The organism is bacterium (genome assembly GCA_030247525.1).
Classification (GTDB): Bacteria; Electryoneota; JAOADG01; order JAOADG01; family JAOADG01; genus JAOTSC01.
This window is the reverse complement of sequence record JAOTSC010000018.1, coordinates 1-20,661: the sequence shown is the minus strand read 5'-3', so window position 1 is coordinate 20,661 and position 20,661 is coordinate 1. Positions and strand designations below refer to the sequence as shown.

The window sequence follows — 20,661 nt, the reverse complement described above, 5'->3', positions numbered from 1 at the left end:
GGTTCCTACTTGCGCCATTGGAAAATGCGTGGTTCCAATTCGGTTTCATACTTTTTCAGTTCAGTGGTTAATTGGTCGCGGGTCGGTAATCCATTTTTTGCGCCTAAGTCTGGAGAGCAAATTTTGATTGCTCCGGCGATGGCAGCCCGTTGTAATGTTTGTACCGGTTCGAGCTTCTCCAATAATCCCAATAAGAACATTGCTGCTGCAGTATCGCCTGCTCCCGTTGTATTCACTATCGCTTCGCGGGGAAGCGGCACGGCGGGAATCGTAGTTACCGTTTCTCCTGCGATGTACATGATGCCTTGACTACCGCGGGTAACATACGCCGGCGGACAATGATTGTCGGAGAGCCATGCAAAGGCATTCTCGAGTTTCAAGGTACCTGCCAGTAATTCCAGCTCTTCATCGTTCATCGCAAGTGCATCGACCTCGGTTACCCATTGACGAACCAATTCGAGGTTACGGTGTAACATCGACGACGACGGCGCGAGGAATATCTTAATCGGATCAGGCCCACTCCGCAATTCATTAAGGAACTCCCGGACATGGGGAATCGAGGTCGCCGGCAGTGATGTAACGTCGACCCACTCGGCACCGGCAATAATATCCCGTGCCCAATTCAAATCGCGTTTTGTCAGGTGTTCGCCAGTACCATGATCGACAGAGATGGCGCGGTCGCGCGACCCGCCGGGTGCGGTCATAATCATCGATACACCGGGCAAATAACCGTGTTTGCGGACGACGCCGGAGACATCGATTCCACGCGCCTGCAAATCGTCGATTAGAATATTTGAATATTGATCGGTTCCGACAACGCAGACATAACCCAGATTCAATCCACCCAGTTTCGCCAGTGCTGCAAGTGAATTGGCAGATGATCCGCCGGTGAAATTTTGGATACGTGAGGGGGATTTCGATCCCGTTTCCAAGCCGATGTACGACTTACGTAGATCGCCAGCTTCCAACGTGAAATGGGCAACATCGGGATTGACCAGAAAGATATCGGTAACCGGGACGCCGATGCCGACTACATTATACTTTTTCATGGATCGCTCCTTTACGGTATCGTCGGGACAATACGGTTTGTACTGTCGACAGAATCGTTACAAAAGCATCGTTCGGCGGCACTTCCAGCACTTCCGACCGCCGCACTATTGGATGAACAATGCGATTTCGATAATCGGTAACATCTCGCAGTCGTTCTTGTAAACTGAGGGGAAACTCGCCTAACTGCTCTTGCAGTAATTGCAGTTTTGCTTTCTTCTCATTCATCCCCGGACGTCGTCCCCGGGCACGGACTTCTTCGTAGGTAATCCCCATTTCGCTCAATTGTTCGTCATAGAAAAAGTCTAACGCGATTAAGAGAATGACCACCGCTGCCCGTAGTTCGTCTTTTCGGATTAGTTCCACGGCGTTATCGAGATAGATCAGCCAGAGTGGTTTTTCCCGGTCGATTTTCAATTCACCGATTGCCATCCATCGTACCAATTGGCTTTTCGCTGGACGGGTGCGGTCGAAAATGCGTGTCAAAATGAGAAATTCCTGTGGTTTCACCGAAAAAGCCGAGATATACAGATTGTCACGCAATAAATCGGGAATCCCGCCGCCGGAACCAGTCAGAAACAATACTTCCGGCGGTTTTCCGAAGAGACTGGTAAATTGAATCTGATAAATCTCATTCGGTTCTACCAGCAACTCGCCACCGACCGTGAAACCCGGAACCAACGGTAAAACATAATCGGATGTAACAAAGCTTTCCGGTCGTTGATGAAAATACCACAAATAGCCATCGAGATAACGAAAAGAGCATTGACAGGCGCCGCACCGCAACGTTGCAAGGTAATCGTCCCCTTCGGCGATTTGCGCAGTATCGCACACCGGACAGCGGACGTGCCGCAACGGTACGGTAACATTAGTATCGAATTTACTATCGCTCATTCGAGATCGTATCCTGCCAGCAAACGAAATTCGTAGGTTTCCCGGTCGCTCCGGTTATCGGAAAACACATTGCCCCACGCTTCCCCTTGGATTTGCCAACGCCCGGCATTCCATTGCATCGCGGTACCACAATACCCGCCCGGTACCGATATTGTTGGCTGCCCGGAAAGCGAAACAGTAGGTAAAACCGGAGAGAAGGTCTGTGTATTTGCCGATTGATCCATGTACACTACCGTTGCCCAAAGCGTTAAGCGAAACCGGTCGGAAATCCGACGAACACCATATCCGCCTACGGAACCCGACCAACCCGGTTTTAGCAATCCTGTATTATACGCGATTTTTCCGCCGGTTCCCCAACTATCCCCCAAACCCATCCGGTGAAATACCAGTGAACCGAGTTTACTGCTCCTCCTCGCAGAGATGTACCCGCTCCACTGTCCATTCCTAAGAACCGGAGAAACAACTCCGAAGAAGGCTTTTCCGGTTTTTTCCCGTGTTAACGATTGGGTGAATTCAACCGCAGTACGGTACTCCCAGTCGCGTTCCCACCGCTGCTCGAGCCATACACCTTGTTCGATATTGCGATAGCGCATTTCTGCGCGCTCGACTGGTGGTGCGCCTTGTCGTCCAAACCATTCCGCCCGAACCGTTCCAAACCCGCGCGACAGTGCGGACAAGGCATAGGCACTTCCGTGTTCACCCCACACCGCCGTTGCTTCCGCTACTTCGGTTGGTGTGTACCATCGCGAATGGAGCGAGTAGCCAACGCTATCCATTGGATTCGAGGAGCGGTTGGCTGCCGAGAATAAACCGGAACCGTCGAATTGCCACCGTGTATCGTCGCTCCAGCCGAGGGAACCCCAGTACAAGCGCGTCGGTTCGAGTTTTCGTCGCTCTTCGCCGCCGCCGATTGAAAACTGTAACATCCGGTATTGCGATTGTAACGCTCCACCGAACAAATCTCCAGCGGGATCGATACTTCCCGTTATTGGTGCATGTTCCCGGTTTGACCAGACGATTCGGGTACGATCCGAAAGCAGTAATCCCCCCGGTAATCCGGGACGAATATCGCCCAACCAAATGCGATACGGCTCTTCCCGTAACGCCAGAAACCCGGCGATCTGTTTTTCGTCCGGTCGGGAATCGCTTTCTATCCCTACGCCAACTTCCCATTTCTCACTGTGATAACGGCTGCGGAGGATGTAGTCGCGGGTAATACTCCCTTTGGCAATGCGATACCGCCATCGCGTCTCGACACCATTCCGGCGGATCAGCGGCGACCATAAGTACCGCCAACGTTCGCCATAGCTGCCGGCGTCCAGTTCGGAGTACCAATCCTCTTGCGTTATGGCGGTGTCACCGGATAGCGGAAACCCGGTTTCGGCGTGTACGATGAGACTTCCGCCGACCAGAGCGAAGACCACCCCGCCGGTTCGACCGAAAACGATGCAAAGGAGAGTGAGAATCCTCGCAGCCGCAACGCCACGCCAGCGCCCCAACCACGGTCGGGATCGGTTCCGATTCGTAACGAGAATTCCGGGAATGGGGTCCATTCTCCTCCAATTCCGAATTCATGTTCGGTTTTGTACAACGAATAGGCTGCGCCGATGCGCCAATGTTCTAATGGTTGCAAAAATGTCACGACGGAACTGCGCATCGGAAATGCAATGGGTGAGTTTTCCGAGGTTTGCAATGGCAACTCGACCGTTCCGAAAAATGTTGCCATGCGATAGCGATAACCAGCGTCGAGCAATAGCGCTTCAACAACGCGCACCGGTTTCGGCGGTACATCGACCCAACCGATCCGCACTCCGCCAGCGAGCCAATAGCGGTCGCGCCGAATGCCACCCTTAACGCCAATGGCAGTTTCGCGATAGCCGTCGGTACCTAATTGATAGAGTTGACCATCGAGCAACCAGCGGTTTTGCCAGTAGGTTCCCCGCAAATGCCCGGCGGAAATCTCCGGTACTCCAAACGGATGTACCACGGAAGCAAGGAATTTCCAACCGCTTGTATCAGTTGATTCGGTGAGTAATTGGGGTAAATGGGTCGCCCATTCACGGGCGGAGCGGTCGTGCCATTCCCAAGCAGCGAAGCATTGGGAAGTGATGAAGAAAAACATTACAAAGCAGAGTCGATTCACTTGATGATGCCGGACATTCGCCGTAAGTTATCGTTTGATGAAAACACAATGCAACGTTACCGCTTCGCGGAATCATTTTTTCGCTACACTCCTGTTGGCGCTCCTTACGTCCGTAGTCTTTGCGCAACGAGTGGAACCGCGCATCACAATCAATCTCGATAAAGTACCGGACGACGTAAAACCGTTGTGGGATCCAGCGGTGAGGACGCTTACCAACTATCTAAGCGTCCCGGCTTGGCACGACGACCCCTTCGATTATGTCGTACCGGTGAGTATCGGCATCTTTATCGATCAAGTGATTGAGAAGCCGCCGGAGCGCACGTACCGCAGCTACATTATCGCATCAAACGGCGCGGAGACCCAGTTTAGCGACAAGCGTTGGATCTTCAATATGCCCGATTGGAATATGATCCAACGAACCTCCTCTCCCTCTTTTCAACCATTGCTCTCCAATCTCGAATTTTACACGATGCTGATTCTTGCCGCTGAATACGACAAGTGGGATTTGTATGGCGGGGATATCTGGTATTCGCGGGCGCGGGGCGTCTGCGATTTAGGAAAATTCGATACCCGCTATGTCAGCGGCTGGCCGGAGCGGAGCGAAGTGCTGCAACATCTGATGTCGAATAGCAACCGGCTGTATCGCCAATTCTACTACTATGCTTTCACCGGCGAATACCTCACTGCGAACAATCCGCGGGAAGCGAAGACGTTTGTCGATTCGACGTTTATCCTACTCCCGAAAATCAAGAGCGACGACCGGGAACAATTCTTTTCGACACAGGCGGTGTTGCTTGCCAATGCCGCGGAACGCATGCGCCGGACCGATTATCTGCAGCAGTTGGCGACCCTCGACACCGCTCGCAGAGTGCTGTATGAAGAACGGTTACAAAAGTTGATGGGGAAGTAGGACCCTGTTGTAAAACACAAACAAATTGAAGGTGAAGCCATGCCTTTGTCTAAACACCTGTTTTATTTGATGAGAGCTTCATTCCTCTTGGATGCAGAGGATGAGGGAATAGCTCGAGAAGTTGGAATAGATTTGAATGAAGGACTTGATGTTGGATCCCAAACAAGCAATGATTACTTGTTTTCAAGACGAGAAATAGAAGCAAAAATATATGAGTACCTCGACAATTTGAGTGAGGATGAGGTTTTGAAGATTGAAGCCATAATGTATTCTGGTCGCGATGATGATAATAATATCGTTAGTCTGATCAAATATCTAAAAAGTTTTGATGATTCAAAGGAGACGATGATCAGTGTAATCATGAGTAAGCGAACAAACTGGACACTCTACTTCTCGAAAGGTGCATGCAATGTTTTTGAACAAGGTAGAGATATAGACACACTTTAATCGACTTCAAAAAAAATTGTAATCCGAGACATCGCCCGTCAAACTGACAATATTCGATGTTACCGGGAAGGAAGTAACAACGCTACTCGATTTTCACCAGAATGCGGGACGCTATTCCGTCCAATGGGATGCCGCTAATGTTGCGGCGGGCACCTACTTTTGCCGTCTCCAAGCCGGAAAATATACCCAAACACAAAAACTACTCCTGTTGAAGTAACCAAACCGGGGCAAGCGATACTCTTACCGAAGAGAAATTCACTACATTACGAACATGAGAAGAACCGTACTGTTATCGCTTGCACTGCTGTTTTCCACCATTCTCACCGCCTCGGCGGTGACCCTCGATTGGCAGGTGGTGCAGGAACTCGCCCGCACGAAGGGGGTGGAAGCGCAACGGATCGAACGCGAACATCGCATCGGGATGTTGTCCACCACGCTGGAACGGCGCAGCTACTGGCCGGTGGTGGTCGCCAATTCCGATTTACCGCAACAAACCGAATCGCTGCGGGAAGAATTGTTTTACAACGGCACCGATTCGAGCTACCTCTACCAATGGGTGCGTGACCGCAATCGCACAACCAGTTTCGGGGTAGCGGTATCGCAAGAGCTGCCACTCGGACTGAAAGTAAACGCTTCCGGTAATGAATACCGCCGGAAATATTCCTATGGCGGCGACCCTACGACCGAAGAGTTTGGCGTTTCTTATTCCACCGATGTCCGTTGGAATTTTCTCGCCGGCGATCCCATGGGACGTAGTTACCGCAATGCCGAAGCGAGACGCCGGGAATTACTTGAACAGAAGCAGGTCAAAGAGCGGAACTTTGAGCTATCGTTACTCAGCGACTTTATCGCCCTGCTCAATGCCGACGGCCAACAAAAACTATCGAAACTTGACGCCGATTTAGCCGACTCCTCGTTGACACTCGCGCGCCGGAAATTCAATGCGGGCTTAATTCCCCAAACCGATTTATTAACCATCGAATTATCGGCGTTACAGCGGTTTCAAGCCCGCGCCGCCAATGAGCGTACCTATCTTTCCACCCGCGACCAGTTTCTTGAACGGATCGGGTTACCCCCCACCACCGAAATCGAATTGGCAGTAAATCCCATGTTACCGGAATTCGATTCTACCTATTCCGTAACAATCGATCCCACAAAACTTCCCGAAGCCAAAATCGCGCGGTTGAATTACGAGCAAGTGAAACGGACCGCGAATGCCGAAATTTTTCCGCTCCCGATTCAAGCCGAAGCGCGAGTTTTTCAAACGTGGGATGGCCGCGCCGACAATCGCGCCAGCGCACGCGACAATCTATCGGAATCGCGCGGTGGCGCGCTCGGCATCACGTGGACGCTGTTGCAAAAAAACGAATGGGCAGTCCGCCGGGAGCGCCGGAAATTAAACCTCCGTGAGGCTGAAGCTTCTTTTGCCGAAGCGGTACGGGAGACCGAACGAACGGTGCGCGACGCCGAGCGAAAACTTTCCGATGCGCGGGAGCAGCTTGTAACTGCCGGGAAGTTATTGCAACTTTCCAAATTACGCGCGGAGATGACCGACGCCCGGTTTGCGACCGGCAGCATCTCCTCCCGCGAATTACTGGAAGCGCAACAAGACCGGCTACAGGCGGAGCAAGGGTGGTTGACGGCGCGGGGAAACTGGATAGTGGCGGCTTTACGGATGCAACGGTTGAAGGAACAGAGTGAATAGCGTTGATCGAAAAGTATTGAAGCGGCGGCAAAAGCAAATGGAGCAAAATCCTTTGCTGTTTGCCCGGATCGCTGAACAATTCCTCGCGCTGCACCAAGTTCGCCCGGCATTCCAGTATTGCCTCAAAGGGGTAAATGCCCACCCGGAGTATCTTCCCGGACAATGGATCTTGTCACGTTGCCTTCTGCAGCAGAAACGGGAACACGATGCTTTGCGATTGGTTACGGCAATCCTCGAGCGTTCCGGTTCCGACCGCCATGGCAAAGAGCTGCTTGCCAGCTTACTGGAAAGTAGTGGCGATGCGAGCAATGCAATTCCGGTTTGGCTTGATTTATATCGTATCGATCCGTTCGATCGCACCATCGAACGAAAACTAACTATCGCCGTTTCCAATCACATCCGGCGTACCCACCCGATTGAAGCTGCTTCGTCCCTTCCATCGTTATCCGATGGCTACATTCTGTGTGCAGCCGCTGAAGCACTATCGAAAAATGAAAATGTCATCGATGTGATGAACAACGCCGAAGCTTGGCAAAAAGCAATCTTAGCGCAAGCGATTGACATTGACCGCAATCCGATATCTGCACCTGCTATTGTTGCGCCCATCGAACCGGTTGCGGTCGCACCTTCTCCGGAAATCACGATAGAAGTTGAACCGGCGGTTATCGAACCAATCGAAAGCTTCGACGTTGGACCGGAACCAGTTATCGAAAAGCATGAGGAAGCGCCGGTAACAGTCGCGGAGTTTGAGGAAGAGGTTGCTAACGAATCGGCGATTGTACCCGATGTTTTATCGGCAATCATTGAAGCGCCGCAAACTGCGCCGCAGGCGATTGATGAAGAGTTGTTGAAAGAACTGCCAGCAGTCGAGCCGGAACCATTAAGTGAACGTCCGCGTCATCCGCAACGAAAACGCGCCCGACCGATGGTAACCAAGACGATTGCCGAATTGTATGCCCAGCAAGGAGAATATGTCCGGGCTATCGAAGTGTACCGCGAACTAATCACATTACACGCGGAGCGAGCCGATTGGCAGAATCGTATTATTGAATTGGAAGCATTGGCAAATGCGCAACCTGAACGGAGACGAAATGACGAAACGGATTAACGCGCTACAAAAGCAAATCGTGAAAGAGGGCGGCACAGCAATGCTCGTGACGCGGTTGTCAAACATTCGCTGGCTTTGCGGGTTCAGCGGTTCGGCGGGAATCTTGTTGGTCACGCCGAAGAAGGCGTGGTTTTTGTCCGATTTCCGGTATCAAACGCAAGCCAAGGAACAAGTGCAAGGCGCGGAAGTCATCATTTATAAGAAATCGGCTTGGGCAGAGTTTACATCTCGCAAGGGGATGAATGCCGGTGCAAAACTACTTGTCGAAGGCGCATACTTCACAATCAATCAGATGCACGACGCGAAGAAGGTCTGGGAGAAAACCGAAATAATCGCAACATCCGATGTCGTCGACAAACTGATGGCGGTGAAAGACGAAGAAGAAATCGCACTCCACAAGAAAGCGGTCGCTATTACTGATAAAGTCTTTAATGACATTCTATCTTTGATTAAACCGGGTGTCCGTGAACTTGATATCGCACTGGAAATCAGCTACCGACATCGCAAGTACGGCGCCGATGGTGACAGTTTTGAACCAATCGTCGCCAGCGGTTGGCGGGGCGCTTTGCCGCATGGTAGAGCCTCCGAGAAGAAAATCAAGCGGGGCGAGTTGGTTACTGTCGATTTTGGTTGTTATTATCATGGATATGCTTCCGATCTTACGCGGACGGTAGCCGTGGGAAAAGTGAACGCCAAACAACGCGAGATTTACGACATCGTTTGGCATGCTAACAGTGCTGCAATTAAAGCGGCTCGACCCGGAATGAAGACTGCCGAATTGGATGCAGTCGCCCGCGACTTAATCACCGCCGCCGGATATGGTAAAGAATTTGGCCATGGACTGGGCCATGGATTGGGCATTGATGTCCATAGCTGGCCGCGTGTAAGTAGTCTCGACCCCAATACATTACAGGAAGGGATGATATTCACAATTGAACCGGGTATCTATATCGATGGCTTTGGCGGTGTACGAATCGAAGACGACGTACTGCTCACTGCAACTGGCGCCAAGCCGCTAAACAAGGCTCCCAAGGAGCTCATTATCTTGTGAGGTCACGATGGTTCGTCCCGGTTTATGGTGGAGCATTTTCCTTGCTTACACTGCGGTTGCATTTGCCTTGCCTTCGGTTCGTCTTGAACCACGCGAAGTACCGCAAATTCTGTTGGTGAAAACAACTTCTACGACATCGCTCGACCGCTTACACCAAATAAGTGGTGTCGAGCGGGTCACTCCACTTGCAACCGCTTCCGCAATCGATAATTCCCCGCTATCGCAGTGGTACAAGATTGTAACCTCATCACAGCGTGAATCCGAAGTTTTGGCAGCAATTCGTGCCAATGGCGATTTCACCGAAGCGTATCAAATGCGGCGGTTTATCGTCGATGCCGCGCCATCTCCTGACTCGCTATCGGGTAACCAATGGGCGCTATCGGCAATCCAAGCCAACACTGCTTGGCAAACAACTACCGGAACCGCCAACATTGTGTTAGGTGTTATCGATACTGGCACCGAGCTCGATCACCCTGATCTCGCTTCTCAACTTTGGTTTAATCGCGGGGAAGACTTTGACCGCAATGGTGTGCTTTCCCCCGCCGATAGCAACGGTTTCGACGACGATGGGAACGGATACATCGATGATTTCATCGGATATGATTTCACCGATGCCGCAGGATTCCCGACCGGTGGTGACGACATCACTCCCGATAACAATCCATCCGATGAGATGGGGCATGGAACTGCCGTAGCATCAGTGGCGTTGGCTGCCGCGAATTGGCACGGCATCATCGGATTAGCCCCCAATATCAAACTAATGACGCTTCGCGCCGGAAATGCCAACGGTTACTTGGAAGAGGACGATGTTGCGGCAGCAATCCTGTATGCCGCGGAGAATGGCGCCAACGTCGTCAATATGTCGTTTGGTGATGTTGTGGTAGCACCGGTTTTGCGCGATGCCATTGAGTATGCCCGCTCCCGCAATGTTCTGATGACTGCTTCTTCGGGAAATACCGGACAAAATGCAACCCACTTCCCTTCCGGTTACGAAGCGGTTATATCGGTCGGAGCGTCGGATCAAACCGGTCGCCGGGCATCGCTTTCGTCTTATGGTAGTTCAATTGATTTAATTGCCCCCGGTGTCGACATCCTCGCCGCGAAACTCGATCACTTGTGGGATTATACAAACGGCACCAGTTTCTCCTCACCTTACGTTGCCGCCGCAGCTTGTTTAATATTATCGGTGGATTCAACGCTAAACCCTTCCGAAGTACAAACGATTCTTTGTACCTCAGCCGACGATATTGGAACTACCGGTTGGGATATCGAGACCGGTCATGGCATCCTCAATGCCGGGCGGGCTGTTGGGTTACCGCAATTGGCAACCGCACGAATATTATCCCCAGCCGACGGAGCCAGTGTCAATACCGATACGGTAACTATTACCGGCACTGTCGCTGGTCCCCGCTTGTTATCATGGTCGCTCTATCTTGGGGTGGGTCAAACCCCTTCGCAGTGGCAAGTTGTGTTAGCATCGGTGACGCAACAACGGGTACGCGAAAAACTGGCAACAGTGACACTTCCGGCAGGTGACACAGTTTTCACGATTCGACTTACCGCTGATGTATCAACGGGAGGAACCTACGAATCCCGGATTGCGATTCGTCGCGACATAACTCCACCATTGATTCTTCGGCGCTCAATTACTCCCGCACTAATCAATGGCCGCTGGGGATGGCGGGTCGAAATGTCGACCGATGATCAATCTGATTGCCATATTCGGTGGATTCGAAACGGGACGATCCGTACAAAACAATTCTCATACATCGACAACGAACATGCGTTAACATTATTGACTGACGATAACGCCTTGCCGGGCGATTCGATTGCATTTATCGCGAAAAACCTTAGCGGTCTCATCACAACCTCGATGGCAATAATCATACCTCCGCTGCCACCAGCGCCGATAACGTTGCCATTGGTAGAAATCCCAGCGAACCTTCCGGCGGGATACCTCTTGCCGAAACTTTACGATTGGGATCGCGATAACCGGGAAGAGCTGCTGGTTACGGGATATACTAATGAATTCGACTACGATACTCTCCGGTTACTCGAAAACAATAATACACAGTTTGATTCTCGAGTAACCTATGGCAGACAAGTAGCACAGGATGCCGCCGATATTACCGGCGATGGTAAACCGGAATTAATGATTCGCGCTTATGGAATTACCTGGTTTCTCACATCGTCAGCGACAGTGCCATATCCGCTCTATGATTTAATTCCACCCGATACAAACCAATCCTATGGTGCGATGCTATACGATTTCGACCCGACTGACCGGGTGGGAAACTTTATATTGCGCCGGGAAAAAGCGTATGAAGTATGGAATGTGAACTGGAATAACAGCGGCAATTATACACCGGAAATGGTCTACCGGATGACGAATACAACACCCGGCGAAAATTTACTCGGAAAGCCGCGGGTTCGAATCGGCGATGTCAACGGAGATGGCACTATCGAAGCGCTGTGGGGCGATTCTGATGGAAATGTTTTACTGTGGCGTCGTGTTACTGACCGTAGTTGGGTGAGAATCTGGGCGGATACATTAATCAAAGGTGGTAACGCTACCGACTATCTCGATATTGCGAAGCCAGTTTCGGGACAAATGTCGCCGTTCTTTGTTGCCGGTTGTGAAAATGCCGATGCCCTGACAACTGAGCATGAAGCCCCCCTCCGCAAATGGGTATTCTACCTGTATCATTGGATCGGAAATCGTCCCCAACGTACCGACTCTTTAGTAATTGATGGAGCATTCAGTCCGCGCGAATTTGACTCCGGCATAGAAACCGGCGATCTTGACGGCGATGGACAACCGGAAGTCTTTATTACCGCTTACCCCAATTTACTGGTTATGCAAGTGGATTCGGTCACCCACAATTGGCGGATTGTGTATCGGAATTCCCTTGCGCGTTCCAATGCTGTTGTATTGACCGACATTAATCGAAACGGCAGGAAAGAATTGGCGTACAACGATGGAGCCGGTTTCCGGTTTCTCGAATGGCAAGGCGGTGACCCCGGCACTTACCCCTTGATTCCCACTGGTGCAGTAGCACAGCCTTTGGACACGAATCGAATTCGAGTTTCCTGGGGCACAGTCGAAGGCGCTACGAGCTATTGGTTGCTGCGAGCGGAGAATGACATTGCCCAATTCGATACACTATCTCGCACACTGACTGATACTGTTTATATTGATTCCAACGCCAGCGATACAACCCTATTCTACCGCTATATGGTCGCTGCCTATAATCCAGCGTTGCCAGCGCCGTTAAGCGGCTTCTCAGTGGTCGTGACAGCTCGTCCCAATCGTCCGCCACAGATTCAGGCGGTACATTACGATTCGGATGAATATGTCCGGGTCGAATTCACCGAACCGATTGCTTCGTCATCGATTCGTCCAGTAAACTTCCGTTTGAATGATTCGATTGCACCGGTGAGTATTCTTTCCAGTCAGCAAGGGCGACAAGTGGTATTGCGGTTTATCCCGCGACCTGCTGCGGGCACCTATCGGTTATCCGTCGAGCGTATTTTTGATTTGGATAATACTCCTTTAGCTGGCGCTGATTCTGCATTGTTTGAGTTTCCCCCGGTGCCTGCGCACGTGTTTTTTGTACAGAATGCGTGGATCGAGAACGGAGCGATTCTGGTGTCATTTTCGTTACCATACGACCAAGCAACCGCGACGCTTGCTGCATTCTCGGTATCGCCAGGTGTAGATATATCATCGATCCAATTCGTCGACTCGGTTTCCGTGCGGCTATTGCCCTCACACCAAACGCCAGTCGGAAATTATGGTGTTGTATACGAGGTTGAGGCGCATTCGCCACTCCGATCGATAACCGGTACTGCAATCGATCCCGATAATTCTGTCCGGGCAATCTCATACCAACCGACTGAATTGACGTCGGTGTTCGTGTACCCCAATCCGGCACGACCGGCAGCCGGTGAGCGCATCGTTTTTGCCGGAGTACCGAAGGGAACACGAATTACAATCTTTACTGTATCCGGAATTCCGGTTCGTGAAATCACAGCTGACCCGATTTCCGGCGGTGCCTACTGGGACGGAAAGAATGAAAGCGGCGAAACGGTTGCGGCGGGTGTATATTTATACATCGCATATACAGAAACTTCGCAAACGCGGGGAAAGGTGGCAATCATTCGATGAGTAAAGTATGGCTGGGAGTCACCGGTAACATAGGTGCAGGAAAAAGTACCGTAGCGCGCTTTTTGGCAAAATTTGGCGCGGGAGTCGTCGATGCTGATGCCGAAGCGCATGCGATGGCAGATCAGGATCCATCGTACCGCCACGCATTGATGGAGCGGTTTGGTGACGGGTTGTATTCGGTCGATGGCAAATTAAATCGCGGTGAATTGGCGCATCGCCTGTTCGGCGATCCGATTGCTGTTTCCGATTTCAATGCAATCGTTGCGCCGCGGCTCGTGCAACGCACCCGATCCAAATTGACGAAGTTAGCGGAAACCCATCCCGTTGTTGTGTTGGATGGTGCTCTTATCTTCGAGTATGGCAGGAACACCGATTTTCAGGAAGTGTGGTTGGTCGTAGCTAAACCGGAGATAGTGATTGCTCGCATGAAAGAACGCGGCTACACCGATGAGCAGATAAAGCGACGTGCAGCGGCACAGTGGTCGGAAGAATCGAAACGCAAGTTGGCTTCAAGGATTATTGAGAATAACAGTACACCAGACGAGTTAGAACTTACCCTGCGCGCCTTCTGGAATGGATTGGTTTCCAAGTAATAAAAAAAACCGGACGAAAGTCCGGTTTTTCGATAATGTGACGTACTATCTTTATCGGAACATTGCTTTGATGCTGCCCCAAGTACGGCGAATCGAAGAGACGATAATCGTGGTTTCACGGGTGTTGGAGTAGCTGGTTCCACCGTTGCGGTCGACGAATTTAATCCGATATGCCAGTTGTCTGGGATTGCGATCCATCGAATACAAATCGGTGTCGATGTATTGATAGGATTGGTGGTTGCCGCGCGGGGTAATGTTTACAACGGTCGCAAACGCACTACCATCGACTGAGCGCTCTAACGTATAACGCATCAAACCGGTTTCATCGGCAGATTCCCAGCGCACGACGACCCGCCCATCACCCGCAGTGATGGTAAAGTCAGACAGCGACGCCGCAAGCAGCGGTGTCGAAAGCAAAGTAAGAAGCAGTGCAAGACGCAAGAGTTTCATTGCGGAGTCATCCTATTCATCCGTATGAGACAAACTAAACGATTTAGGGCGGTGAGTCAAGTCTACATCGTCAGATTGAAAGGAATGTATGGCGACGGTCACATCTTATGGCGCAGCCGGTGAAGTTACCGGCTCCCGGCACGTCTTTTCGGTGAATGGCAAACAAATACTCCTCGATTGCGGGTTATTCCAAGGAAAGCGGCAGGAAAGTTACGATAAGAGCCGCCATTTTGGTTTCGATGCCGCAAAGATCGATGCGGTTATCCTTTCCCATGCTCACCTCGACCATTGCGGGGCATTGCCACGACTGCTCGCCGAGGGATTTAAGGGCAGTATCTATCTTACCCCGGCAACGGCGGAAATCAGCGAATTCATCTTGTTGGATTCGGCATTTCTGCAAGTCCGCGATATCGAATTCATCAACAAGAAACACCGACGCCGCGGCTTCCCGGAACACCGTCCGCTGTATACCCCAGAAGACATTCCCGGAGTGGTTGCCCGTTATCGGAAGCAACAATACCACGAATCGTTTGAACCGGTTCCGGGCGTTCGTTGCAAATTGCTCGATGCTGGTCATATCCTTGGTTCCGCGCAAGTGGTGTTGGAGTGGGGGGATACCGAAAACCCGCACCGCTTTGTTTTCTCGGGGGATTTGGGACGCAATAATTTGCCGATTCTAAACGATCCCGAAACACCGCCGACTCCGGATACCCTGATGATTGAAACCACCTACGGTGGTCGGTTACACGATCCCATCGAACTTGTCCGCGAAGAATTGGCAATTGAGATTGATCGTATCGTTGCCAATCGCGGCGCGATGCTGGTTCCCGCATTTTCGGTGGAACGGACGCAGGAACTGCTCTATGTATTGGCGGAGTTGGTACAATCGGGACGAATTCCTCAATTACCGGTTTACGTCGATTCCCCATTAGCAAAAAACGTCACCGAAGTATTTCGGAAGCATCGGGAATTGGTGGATCGGGATTTCCGGAAATTGTTAGAATCAAGCGACCCTTTCGGATCGAAAGCGGTGAAATTTACCAAAACCGTTGAAGACTCGATGGCATTGAATAGCATGGATGGACCACTAATCATTCTTGCCGGATCGGGGATGTGTGAAGGGGGGACGGATAGTCCACCATCTTCGCAACCGGATTGCCCGGTCGAATACTACCGTTCTTATCGTCGGATTTATGGCGGCGAATACTTTAGGTAGGAAATTGGCGGATCGTGAACCGGAAGTAAAAATTTTCGGGGAAATCTATCGCAGAAATGCGAGGGTGAAAATCCTGAATAATTTCTCCGGCCACGCGGGGCAAGACGATTTATTAAACTACATCACCCGCATGGATGGCAAATTGCGGAAAGTCCTGCTGGTACACGGCGAAGCGTCGCAACAAGCAACCTTCAAAAAGCTGTTACTGGAAACCCGCAATACGCTCGATGTTCTTATCAATCAACCGGAAGTTACCGTTACATTGTAAGGACAGACCCTTTGGCTGCCCTAACTGGTGGACAGTCAAAAGTGTCTGTCCTACGGTGTAGGGGTGGTTATAGGATTCCCATCCTGTCATCACTTTTCTATTCCAATTATGCAAGTCTGGAGAACTGCCTGTACCCTATTCATCGGGACGCAAACACTCCCTTCTAAAGTAACATTAAATCGATGGATCTGTTAGACGCGCTCGTTGCTAACAGCGAAGGTGCCGTCGTTTCACGGTTTTAATCCTTTATTGAGAGTTCGCTACAACCGTAAGCTTATTATTATTATTTTTTGGTTACAGCGCGAGCTAAAGCCCACGGCTACAAACAACGGCACGATTTCTACTTCAATAATAGAATCTTATTGGTCTGGGAAAACGTTCCAGCTTGTAACCGAACAAAGTATGTTCCAGTCGACAATTTAGAACCATCGAACTTCACCCGATAGCTACCAGGATTCTGTTGGAAGTTCACCAACGTCGCTGCTTCCCGCCCATTCACATCATACAGTTTCATTTCAACTTTTCCGGTCTTCGCAATCGAATACTCGATGGTCGTCGTCGCATTGAACGGATTGGGGTAATTCTGCGATAGCGAATAGGTATAGGGCGTTTCATGATTCGCCCGATTGACGACCCCGACACATCCTGCACAGTCGTAGATACCAAACTCATAACCGGCAGCCGTGTATGCAGTCGCATTCACCGCATCGACATCGTACACCCCGTTAAACGAAGCATAGTACCCAATTTCATGTGGGTCAGTCGGATCGCTAATGTTGACGATACTCAAGCCATTGTCGCCCGCGGCAAGATAGGCGTACTCCCGAACCAGCGCTACGCCGCCAATCCAATACAAATCGGTAAAGGCACCGACTGCAGTGGGAGCGACGGGATTGGTAATATCAAATACCCGCAAGCCGCCCGTACCATCGGCGACATAAGCGTAATTCCCCGCCAGCGCAACATCGTAGGCAATTCCCGTTGTATTGAAAAATCCAACTTCGCGGGGGGCAAGCCGATTGGAGATATTTATTATCCGAAGTCCGGAAATGCCATCGGCAACGTACGCGAAATTCCCGCGGACAACGACACGATACGCATCACCCGGCGTATCGCAATAACCCCACGGCAAGGGGGTTGCCGGGTTATAGAGATTGAGGATTTGTAATCCCGAATCGCCCACCGCGACATAGCCATACATCCCATCGATGGTGATTCCAGTCGCCTCGCTGCGGGTTCGGAAGGTGGTGAGTAGCTGTGGTGCAACAGGATTAGCAACGCTGACTACTTGTAACCCGGAATCGCCCACGGCGACATAGGCGAGGTCTCCGGCAATTGCGATATCAGTAGCGGCACCGTGCAGAGGGGCTTCGATGAATCCGAGTGGTGTAATTTGACGCGGATTACTTACATCGACGATTGTCGTACCGAACCAGTCGTCCAATAGATAGGCAAGAGTATCGTGCAGAGTTACCGCTTGAAACGCAAAACCAGTACTATAAAAACTAACCAAACGGGGTTGTACAGGGTTCGTCAGCGAATAAAATCTCAGACCGGGGTACGAACTAATTCCCAAGCGTGCCCCACTGAGTGTCATCGATCCCGGATAGCTGGTAAAGTTTATGCTTCCGGCAATGTACATCGAATCGGGATTCGCGATGTTCACAATACTGATTTCTGGAATGTTTTTTCTAAGATAGGCATAGTTGCCAGATACGGAAAAATCATAGCCGTTTCTTGCCGAATCGACACCGAGTAAAGTCGGATTTCGAAAGTTCGCAACGTTGTAAATCCAAAATCCATCATAGTCGGCAACAAAGATGGTCGAATCACGAACAATGAAGTTATTAAGATATCGCGGAAATGTTATGGTAGTATCAAACTGGAGATTAATTGGCGTGGGAAGATTGACTTTTGAAATTCGATTGGAATTCATTGGAGCGACATACAAAGCGGAGTGGGCATACTCGATCCGGTTGACTGCGCCGGTTGCGCTAATCGCAGACGCAACGATAGGAAAGAGCGGGTCGATTAAATCCAGCACATAAATACCAAATTGCGCTGCTATGTAGGCATAGTTCCCCACCATTTCGACATCGTAGCAATTCGGCATATTCGTGAAGGTGCTAATCAAAACCGGATGGGCGGGATCGGAAACGTTTAATAATTGAAAACCGGCGGCGCCTTCCCATAAAAAGACATAGTTCTGATAGGCATCGACGCCGTAGATGATATTCGGGGAAACGTAGGAGCCAACCTCGCGGGCATACCCTTGCTCCGAAACATCGATGATTTTTAAGCGATAGTAATCGGTAATGAGGTAAGCGTAATTGCCATTGAGTGTGAAGTCCTGCAGTAACGAATTTTCCCATCGCGCCAAGGTCGAAACGTGTGAGCTATCTTGCGCACCAGCCGATTGGGTAGAAAGCAGATTTATCAGAAACGAAACCAATACCAACAATATCCAACGCATCTTCATAACATCCTCCACGAGAAATCAAATCCATCACATTAGAAAAATAGTTTATTCTCCAGTAAGATGTAAACGATATTTCAGAGTAGAGCTACTTCGCAAAATACAGTTATATTCCCATCGAAGTAGAGTAGGTATCATCTTCGTTTCCATTCCTGATCATCAATATTCATAGTCACTGAAGCATTCATTTATCATAGCATCTTGAAACATAGTTGAGTTAACAACTCATTGTTAACAAAAAGGTTTCAAACCTGCTGAGATTGATCAGCAGGTCTGAGTTGTGTTACATGAATTTACTTCAACAGCACCGCTTTCCGGGTTGCAGTGTACTTGTTGGTATGGATGGTTACGAAATATACGCCACTGGAAACATTGGAACCGTTCCATTGGACATTGTGGTATCCAGCAGCTTGGTTACCATCGACCAGATTCGTTACTAAGCGACCGGTAGCATCGTACACATTCACAACCACTCTCTCAGACCGGGGAAGCGAGAAGCGAATGTTTGCGATCGGATTAAACGGATTGGGGTAAATCTGTGCAAGTTGATATTCAAGCGGCAGGGTTGTAGTTGCATCGTCGACCGTGGCAAAAAATGTCCCTTCGTCCGCGCCAATATCGCAACGCGGCGATGTCCGGAACTCGCCATCAAAATCGGTGTTGATTTCCCAATGGGTTGGCGTACCACTCTCGATGACTGTCGGTTCCCGAGTGGAGATATGTAAATCGTCCGGGAGTTCAAACGGTGCTAACGCACTGAAAGAAAAGGTGTCGCGGGGCGTCCACGCCGACACTTGTAAATCGGCGAGCGTATTAAAAAACATACCCGTGAGCCGCGCGACATAGTTGTTATCGTTCGTACTGTCGTTCGGAATGCCGAGCAAATTAAAGTCGCTGAAGAGAATCACCGGAATCTGCGCGACGGAAAGTGCGACTTGATAATTCGCAGTACCCCCTCCGGTACGCAAATTCTGGAAGATATTCGCATACAACGTATCCATGCCCGAATTGACATTGTTGTAATAGCAGGCGCTGTTCGCCGTTCCAGCGGTACCGGAGATTGATATCGTATTATGAATCGTTCGAATCGTGCCGGCTTGATCGGCGAAGTTGATCCCGTAAATAGTACCTACTGCGCTGTCTCCCAGCCGAATCATATTATTCGAAATCGTATTGTAAAACCCGTACGCACGGATTCCAGTCTCGTTACTACCACCAAAACTCTGCAATGGCTGAATCGCATTCGCATTGATGATAGAATTCTGTGTACTGGCATCCATGTAAATACCGGTTACAGTGGTTCCAGTCGAGGTCTGCGTTTGGAATATTTTGTTGTTCAAAACACGAATTCCCGAACCATAACCAACAGTAATACCGCTGTAATAAAAGTCACGAACTTCATTGTTTCGAAGTAATGTGCTGTCGACAAGTTGTGCAGTCGATCCCCGGGCATAGATGCCGGTATAGCCGCCCATGACGACGCAATTCGATACTTGATTGCCGGTGCAAGGTAACCCGGTTGTTGTACCACCACCGATTTGGACGATGCGATTGGAAGAAGAGTTGCTGGTTGCCACCAGTAGCGAACAGCGAACTACGGTGTTGAATTGAGCACTGTCGATAAACCGGACGGCATTACTAATGTCTGTTCCACGTATAGTCAAGTGGTTATTGGTATTGCGCGGCCAACTGCCATCGAAAGTTATGTTGGAAGTCCGCTGGAACCGGAGCGCCCACGGCGATGCAGTTGAACCGTCTACGTTAATCGTCACACTTGCCCCGGAATCGACTTTGAATAGTACCCGCTGATTCGCCGTAAAGTATCCATTCACGGTCAACGGTTCTTCGTCGTAAGTACCATCCGCGATAACAAACGTAACACCGCCATCGGCGACCCCGGCGGTACGAAGAGCGGTGAATGCATCGGCAAAGTTGGTGTAATCACCGGTTGGTCCGATGGTCATTGTACCTTGAAGAACTTCCCGGACGAAGTAGCTGAACAGCGATCCCGGGGGAATGGTACCGGGAGGACTGACGCCGGCTCCGCCGGATGGCAATTTTACCGAGTTACCGATGATGTCTTGCGCGGCAAAATAATACTCTACCTGTTCATCGTACGGTACGCCCGGTACATGGAAATAGTATAACGAATCGGAGCGTACCGAATCAGCATTTCGGAAAGTCC

Annotated in this window: 16 protein-coding genes; 9 read left to right on the top strand and 7 right to left on the bottom strand. The window is 50.5% G+C overall.

Annotation, left to right across the window (positions count from 1 at the left end):
• Positions 1-5: 5 nt before the first annotated feature.
• From OEM52_03120 to OEM52_03105, 4 genes are read right to left on the bottom strand one after another with little or no spacing between them, the layout of a single operon-like run.
• Positions 6-1,049 carry a carbohydrate kinase family protein gene (locus OEM52_03120; GenBank protein ID MDK9699130.1) on the bottom strand — a complete coding sequence of 348 codons (1,044 nt, stop codon included), beginning with the start codon at positions 1,047-1,049 and terminating at the stop codon, positions 6-8.
• Complete coding sequence (locus tag OEM52_03115) at positions 1,036-1,941, bottom strand: hypothetical protein (GenBank protein ID MDK9699129.1); 906 nt, start codon at positions 1,939-1,941, stop codon at positions 1,036-1,038. The genes OEM52_03120 and OEM52_03115 overlap by 14 nt, the downstream gene beginning before the upstream one ends.
• Complete coding sequence (locus OEM52_03110; GenBank protein MDK9699128.1) at positions 1,938-3,365, bottom strand: hypothetical protein; 1,428 nt, start codon at positions 3,363-3,365, stop codon at positions 1,938-1,940. The genes OEM52_03115 and OEM52_03110 overlap by 4 nt, the downstream gene beginning before the upstream one ends.
• The gene (locus OEM52_03105) at positions 3,287-4,084 is read right to left on the bottom strand and encodes a hypothetical protein (protein MDK9699127.1); all 798 of its coding nucleotides are present in this window, start codon (positions 4,082-4,084) and stop codon (positions 3,287-3,289) included. Before OEM52_03105 ends, OEM52_03110 begins: the two co-directional genes overlap by 79 nt.
• 130 nt (positions 4,085-4,214) lie before the next feature.
• On the opposite strand from OEM52_03105, the gene OEM52_03100 reads away from it, so the two are divergent.
• The 7 genes from OEM52_03100 to coaE all read left to right on the top strand — a co-directional run bounded on the left by OEM52_03100 (position 4,215) and on the right by coaE (position 14,066).
• Complete coding sequence (locus OEM52_03100) at positions 4,215-4,994, top strand: DUF4835 family protein (GenBank protein MDK9699126.1); 780 nt, start codon at positions 4,215-4,217, stop codon at positions 4,992-4,994.
• 39 nt (positions 4,995-5,033) lie between these two features.
• A complete protein-coding gene (locus OEM52_03095; protein ID MDK9699125.1) occupies positions 5,034-5,441 on the top strand; it encodes a hypothetical protein in 408 nt (135 codons plus the stop codon).
• Positions 5,442-5,712: 271 nt separating this feature from the next.
• On the top strand, positions 5,713-7,146 hold the full coding sequence (locus OEM52_03090; protein ID MDK9699124.1) for a TolC family protein: 1,434 nt from the start codon (positions 5,713-5,715) through the stop codon (positions 7,144-7,146).
• Positions 7,139-8,254 carry a hypothetical protein gene (locus OEM52_03085; GenBank protein ID MDK9699123.1) on the top strand — a complete coding sequence of 372 codons (1,116 nt, stop codon included), beginning with the start codon at positions 7,139-7,141 and terminating at the stop codon, positions 8,252-8,254. Before OEM52_03090 ends, OEM52_03085 begins: the two co-directional genes overlap by 8 nt.
• Positions 8,238-9,305, top strand: coding sequence for a Xaa-Pro peptidase family protein (locus tag OEM52_03080; GenBank protein MDK9699122.1), 1,068 nt, complete (start codon positions 8,238-8,240; stop codon positions 9,303-9,305). The genes OEM52_03085 and OEM52_03080 overlap by 17 nt, the downstream gene beginning before the upstream one ends.
• 7 nt (positions 9,306-9,312) lie before the next feature.
• Positions 9,313-13,473: a S8 family serine peptidase gene (locus tag OEM52_03075; GenBank protein MDK9699121.1), complete on the top strand. Its 4,161-nt coding sequence runs from the start codon at positions 9,313-9,315 to the stop codon at positions 13,471-13,473.
• The gene (coaE, locus tag OEM52_03070; protein ID MDK9699120.1) at positions 13,470-14,066 is read left to right on the top strand and encodes a dephospho-CoA kinase; all 597 of its coding nucleotides are present in this window, start codon (positions 13,470-13,472) and stop codon (positions 14,064-14,066) included. The genes OEM52_03075 and coaE overlap by 4 nt, the downstream gene beginning before the upstream one ends.
• Positions 14,067-14,117: 51 nt before the next feature.
• Here coaE and OEM52_03065 read toward each other — a convergent pair whose 3' ends face one another.
• Positions 14,118-14,516 carry a hypothetical protein gene (locus tag OEM52_03065; GenBank protein ID MDK9699119.1) on the bottom strand — a complete coding sequence of 133 codons (399 nt, stop codon included), beginning with the start codon at positions 14,514-14,516 and terminating at the stop codon, positions 14,118-14,120.
• A gap of 88 nt (positions 14,517-14,604) precedes the next feature.
• On the opposite strand from OEM52_03065, the gene OEM52_03060 reads away from it, so the two are divergent.
• Entirely contained in the window at positions 14,605-15,732 is a 1,128-nt protein-coding gene (locus tag OEM52_03060; protein MDK9699118.1) for an MBL fold metallo-hydrolase, read from the top strand.
• The gene (locus OEM52_03055; protein ID MDK9699117.1) at positions 15,710-16,000 is read left to right on the top strand and encodes a hypothetical protein; all 291 of its coding nucleotides are present in this window, start codon (positions 15,710-15,712) and stop codon (positions 15,998-16,000) included. Before OEM52_03060 ends, OEM52_03055 begins: the two co-directional genes overlap by 23 nt.
• Positions 16,001-16,340: 340 nt before the next feature.
• Here the strand turns inward: OEM52_03055 and OEM52_03050 are convergent, their stop codons facing one another.
• Together OEM52_03050 and OEM52_03045 are read right to left on the bottom strand one after the other, a co-directional pair.
• Entirely contained in the window at positions 16,341-18,479 is a 2,139-nt protein-coding gene (locus tag OEM52_03050) for a T9SS type A sorting domain-containing protein (GenBank protein ID MDK9699116.1), read from the bottom strand.
• Between the two features lie 290 nt (positions 18,480-18,769).
• The coding region (locus tag OEM52_03045) for a T9SS type A sorting domain-containing protein (protein MDK9699115.1) at positions 18,770-20,661 on the bottom strand (1,892 nt) is incomplete at its 5' end.

What these genes read in the sequence shown, in the direction of transcription:
- coaE (MDK9699120.1), top strand. Translation starts at nt 13,470, where the DNA reads ATGAGTAAAGTATGGCTGGGAGTCACCGGTAACATAGGTGCAGGAAAA.
- OEM52_03065 (MDK9699119.1), bottom strand. Translation starts at nt 14,516, where the DNA reads ATGAAACTCTTGCGTCTTGCACTGCTTCTTACTTTGCTTTCGACACCG.
- OEM52_03095 (MDK9699125.1), top strand. Translation starts at nt 5,034, where the DNA reads ATGCCTTTGTCTAAACACCTGTTTTATTTGATGAGAGCTTCATTCCTC.
- OEM52_03080 (MDK9699122.1), top strand. Translation starts at nt 8,238, where the DNA reads ATGACGAAACGGATTAACGCGCTACAAAAGCAAATCGTGAAAGAGGGC.
- OEM52_03090 (MDK9699124.1), top strand. Translation starts at nt 5,713, where the DNA reads ATGAGAAGAACCGTACTGTTATCGCTTGCACTGCTGTTTTCCACCATT.
- OEM52_03050 (MDK9699116.1), bottom strand. Translation starts at nt 18,479, where the DNA reads ATGAAGATGCGTTGGATATTGTTGGTATTGGTTTCGTTTCTGATAAAT.
- OEM52_03055 (MDK9699117.1), top strand. Translation starts at nt 15,710, where the DNA reads ATGGCGGCGAATACTTTAGGTAGGAAATTGGCGGATCGTGAACCGGAA.
- OEM52_03120 (MDK9699130.1), bottom strand. Translation starts at nt 1,049, where the DNA reads ATGAAAAAGTATAATGTAGTCGGCATCGGCGTCCCGGTTACCGATATC.
- OEM52_03115 (MDK9699129.1), bottom strand. Translation starts at nt 1,941, where the DNA reads ATGAGCGATAGTAAATTCGATACTAATGTTACCGTACCGTTGCGGCAC.
- OEM52_03060 (MDK9699118.1), top strand. Translation starts at nt 14,605, where the DNA reads ATGGCGACGGTCACATCTTATGGCGCAGCCGGTGAAGTTACCGGCTCC.
- OEM52_03075 (MDK9699121.1), top strand. Translation starts at nt 9,313, where the DNA reads ATGGTTCGTCCCGGTTTATGGTGGAGCATTTTCCTTGCTTACACTGCG.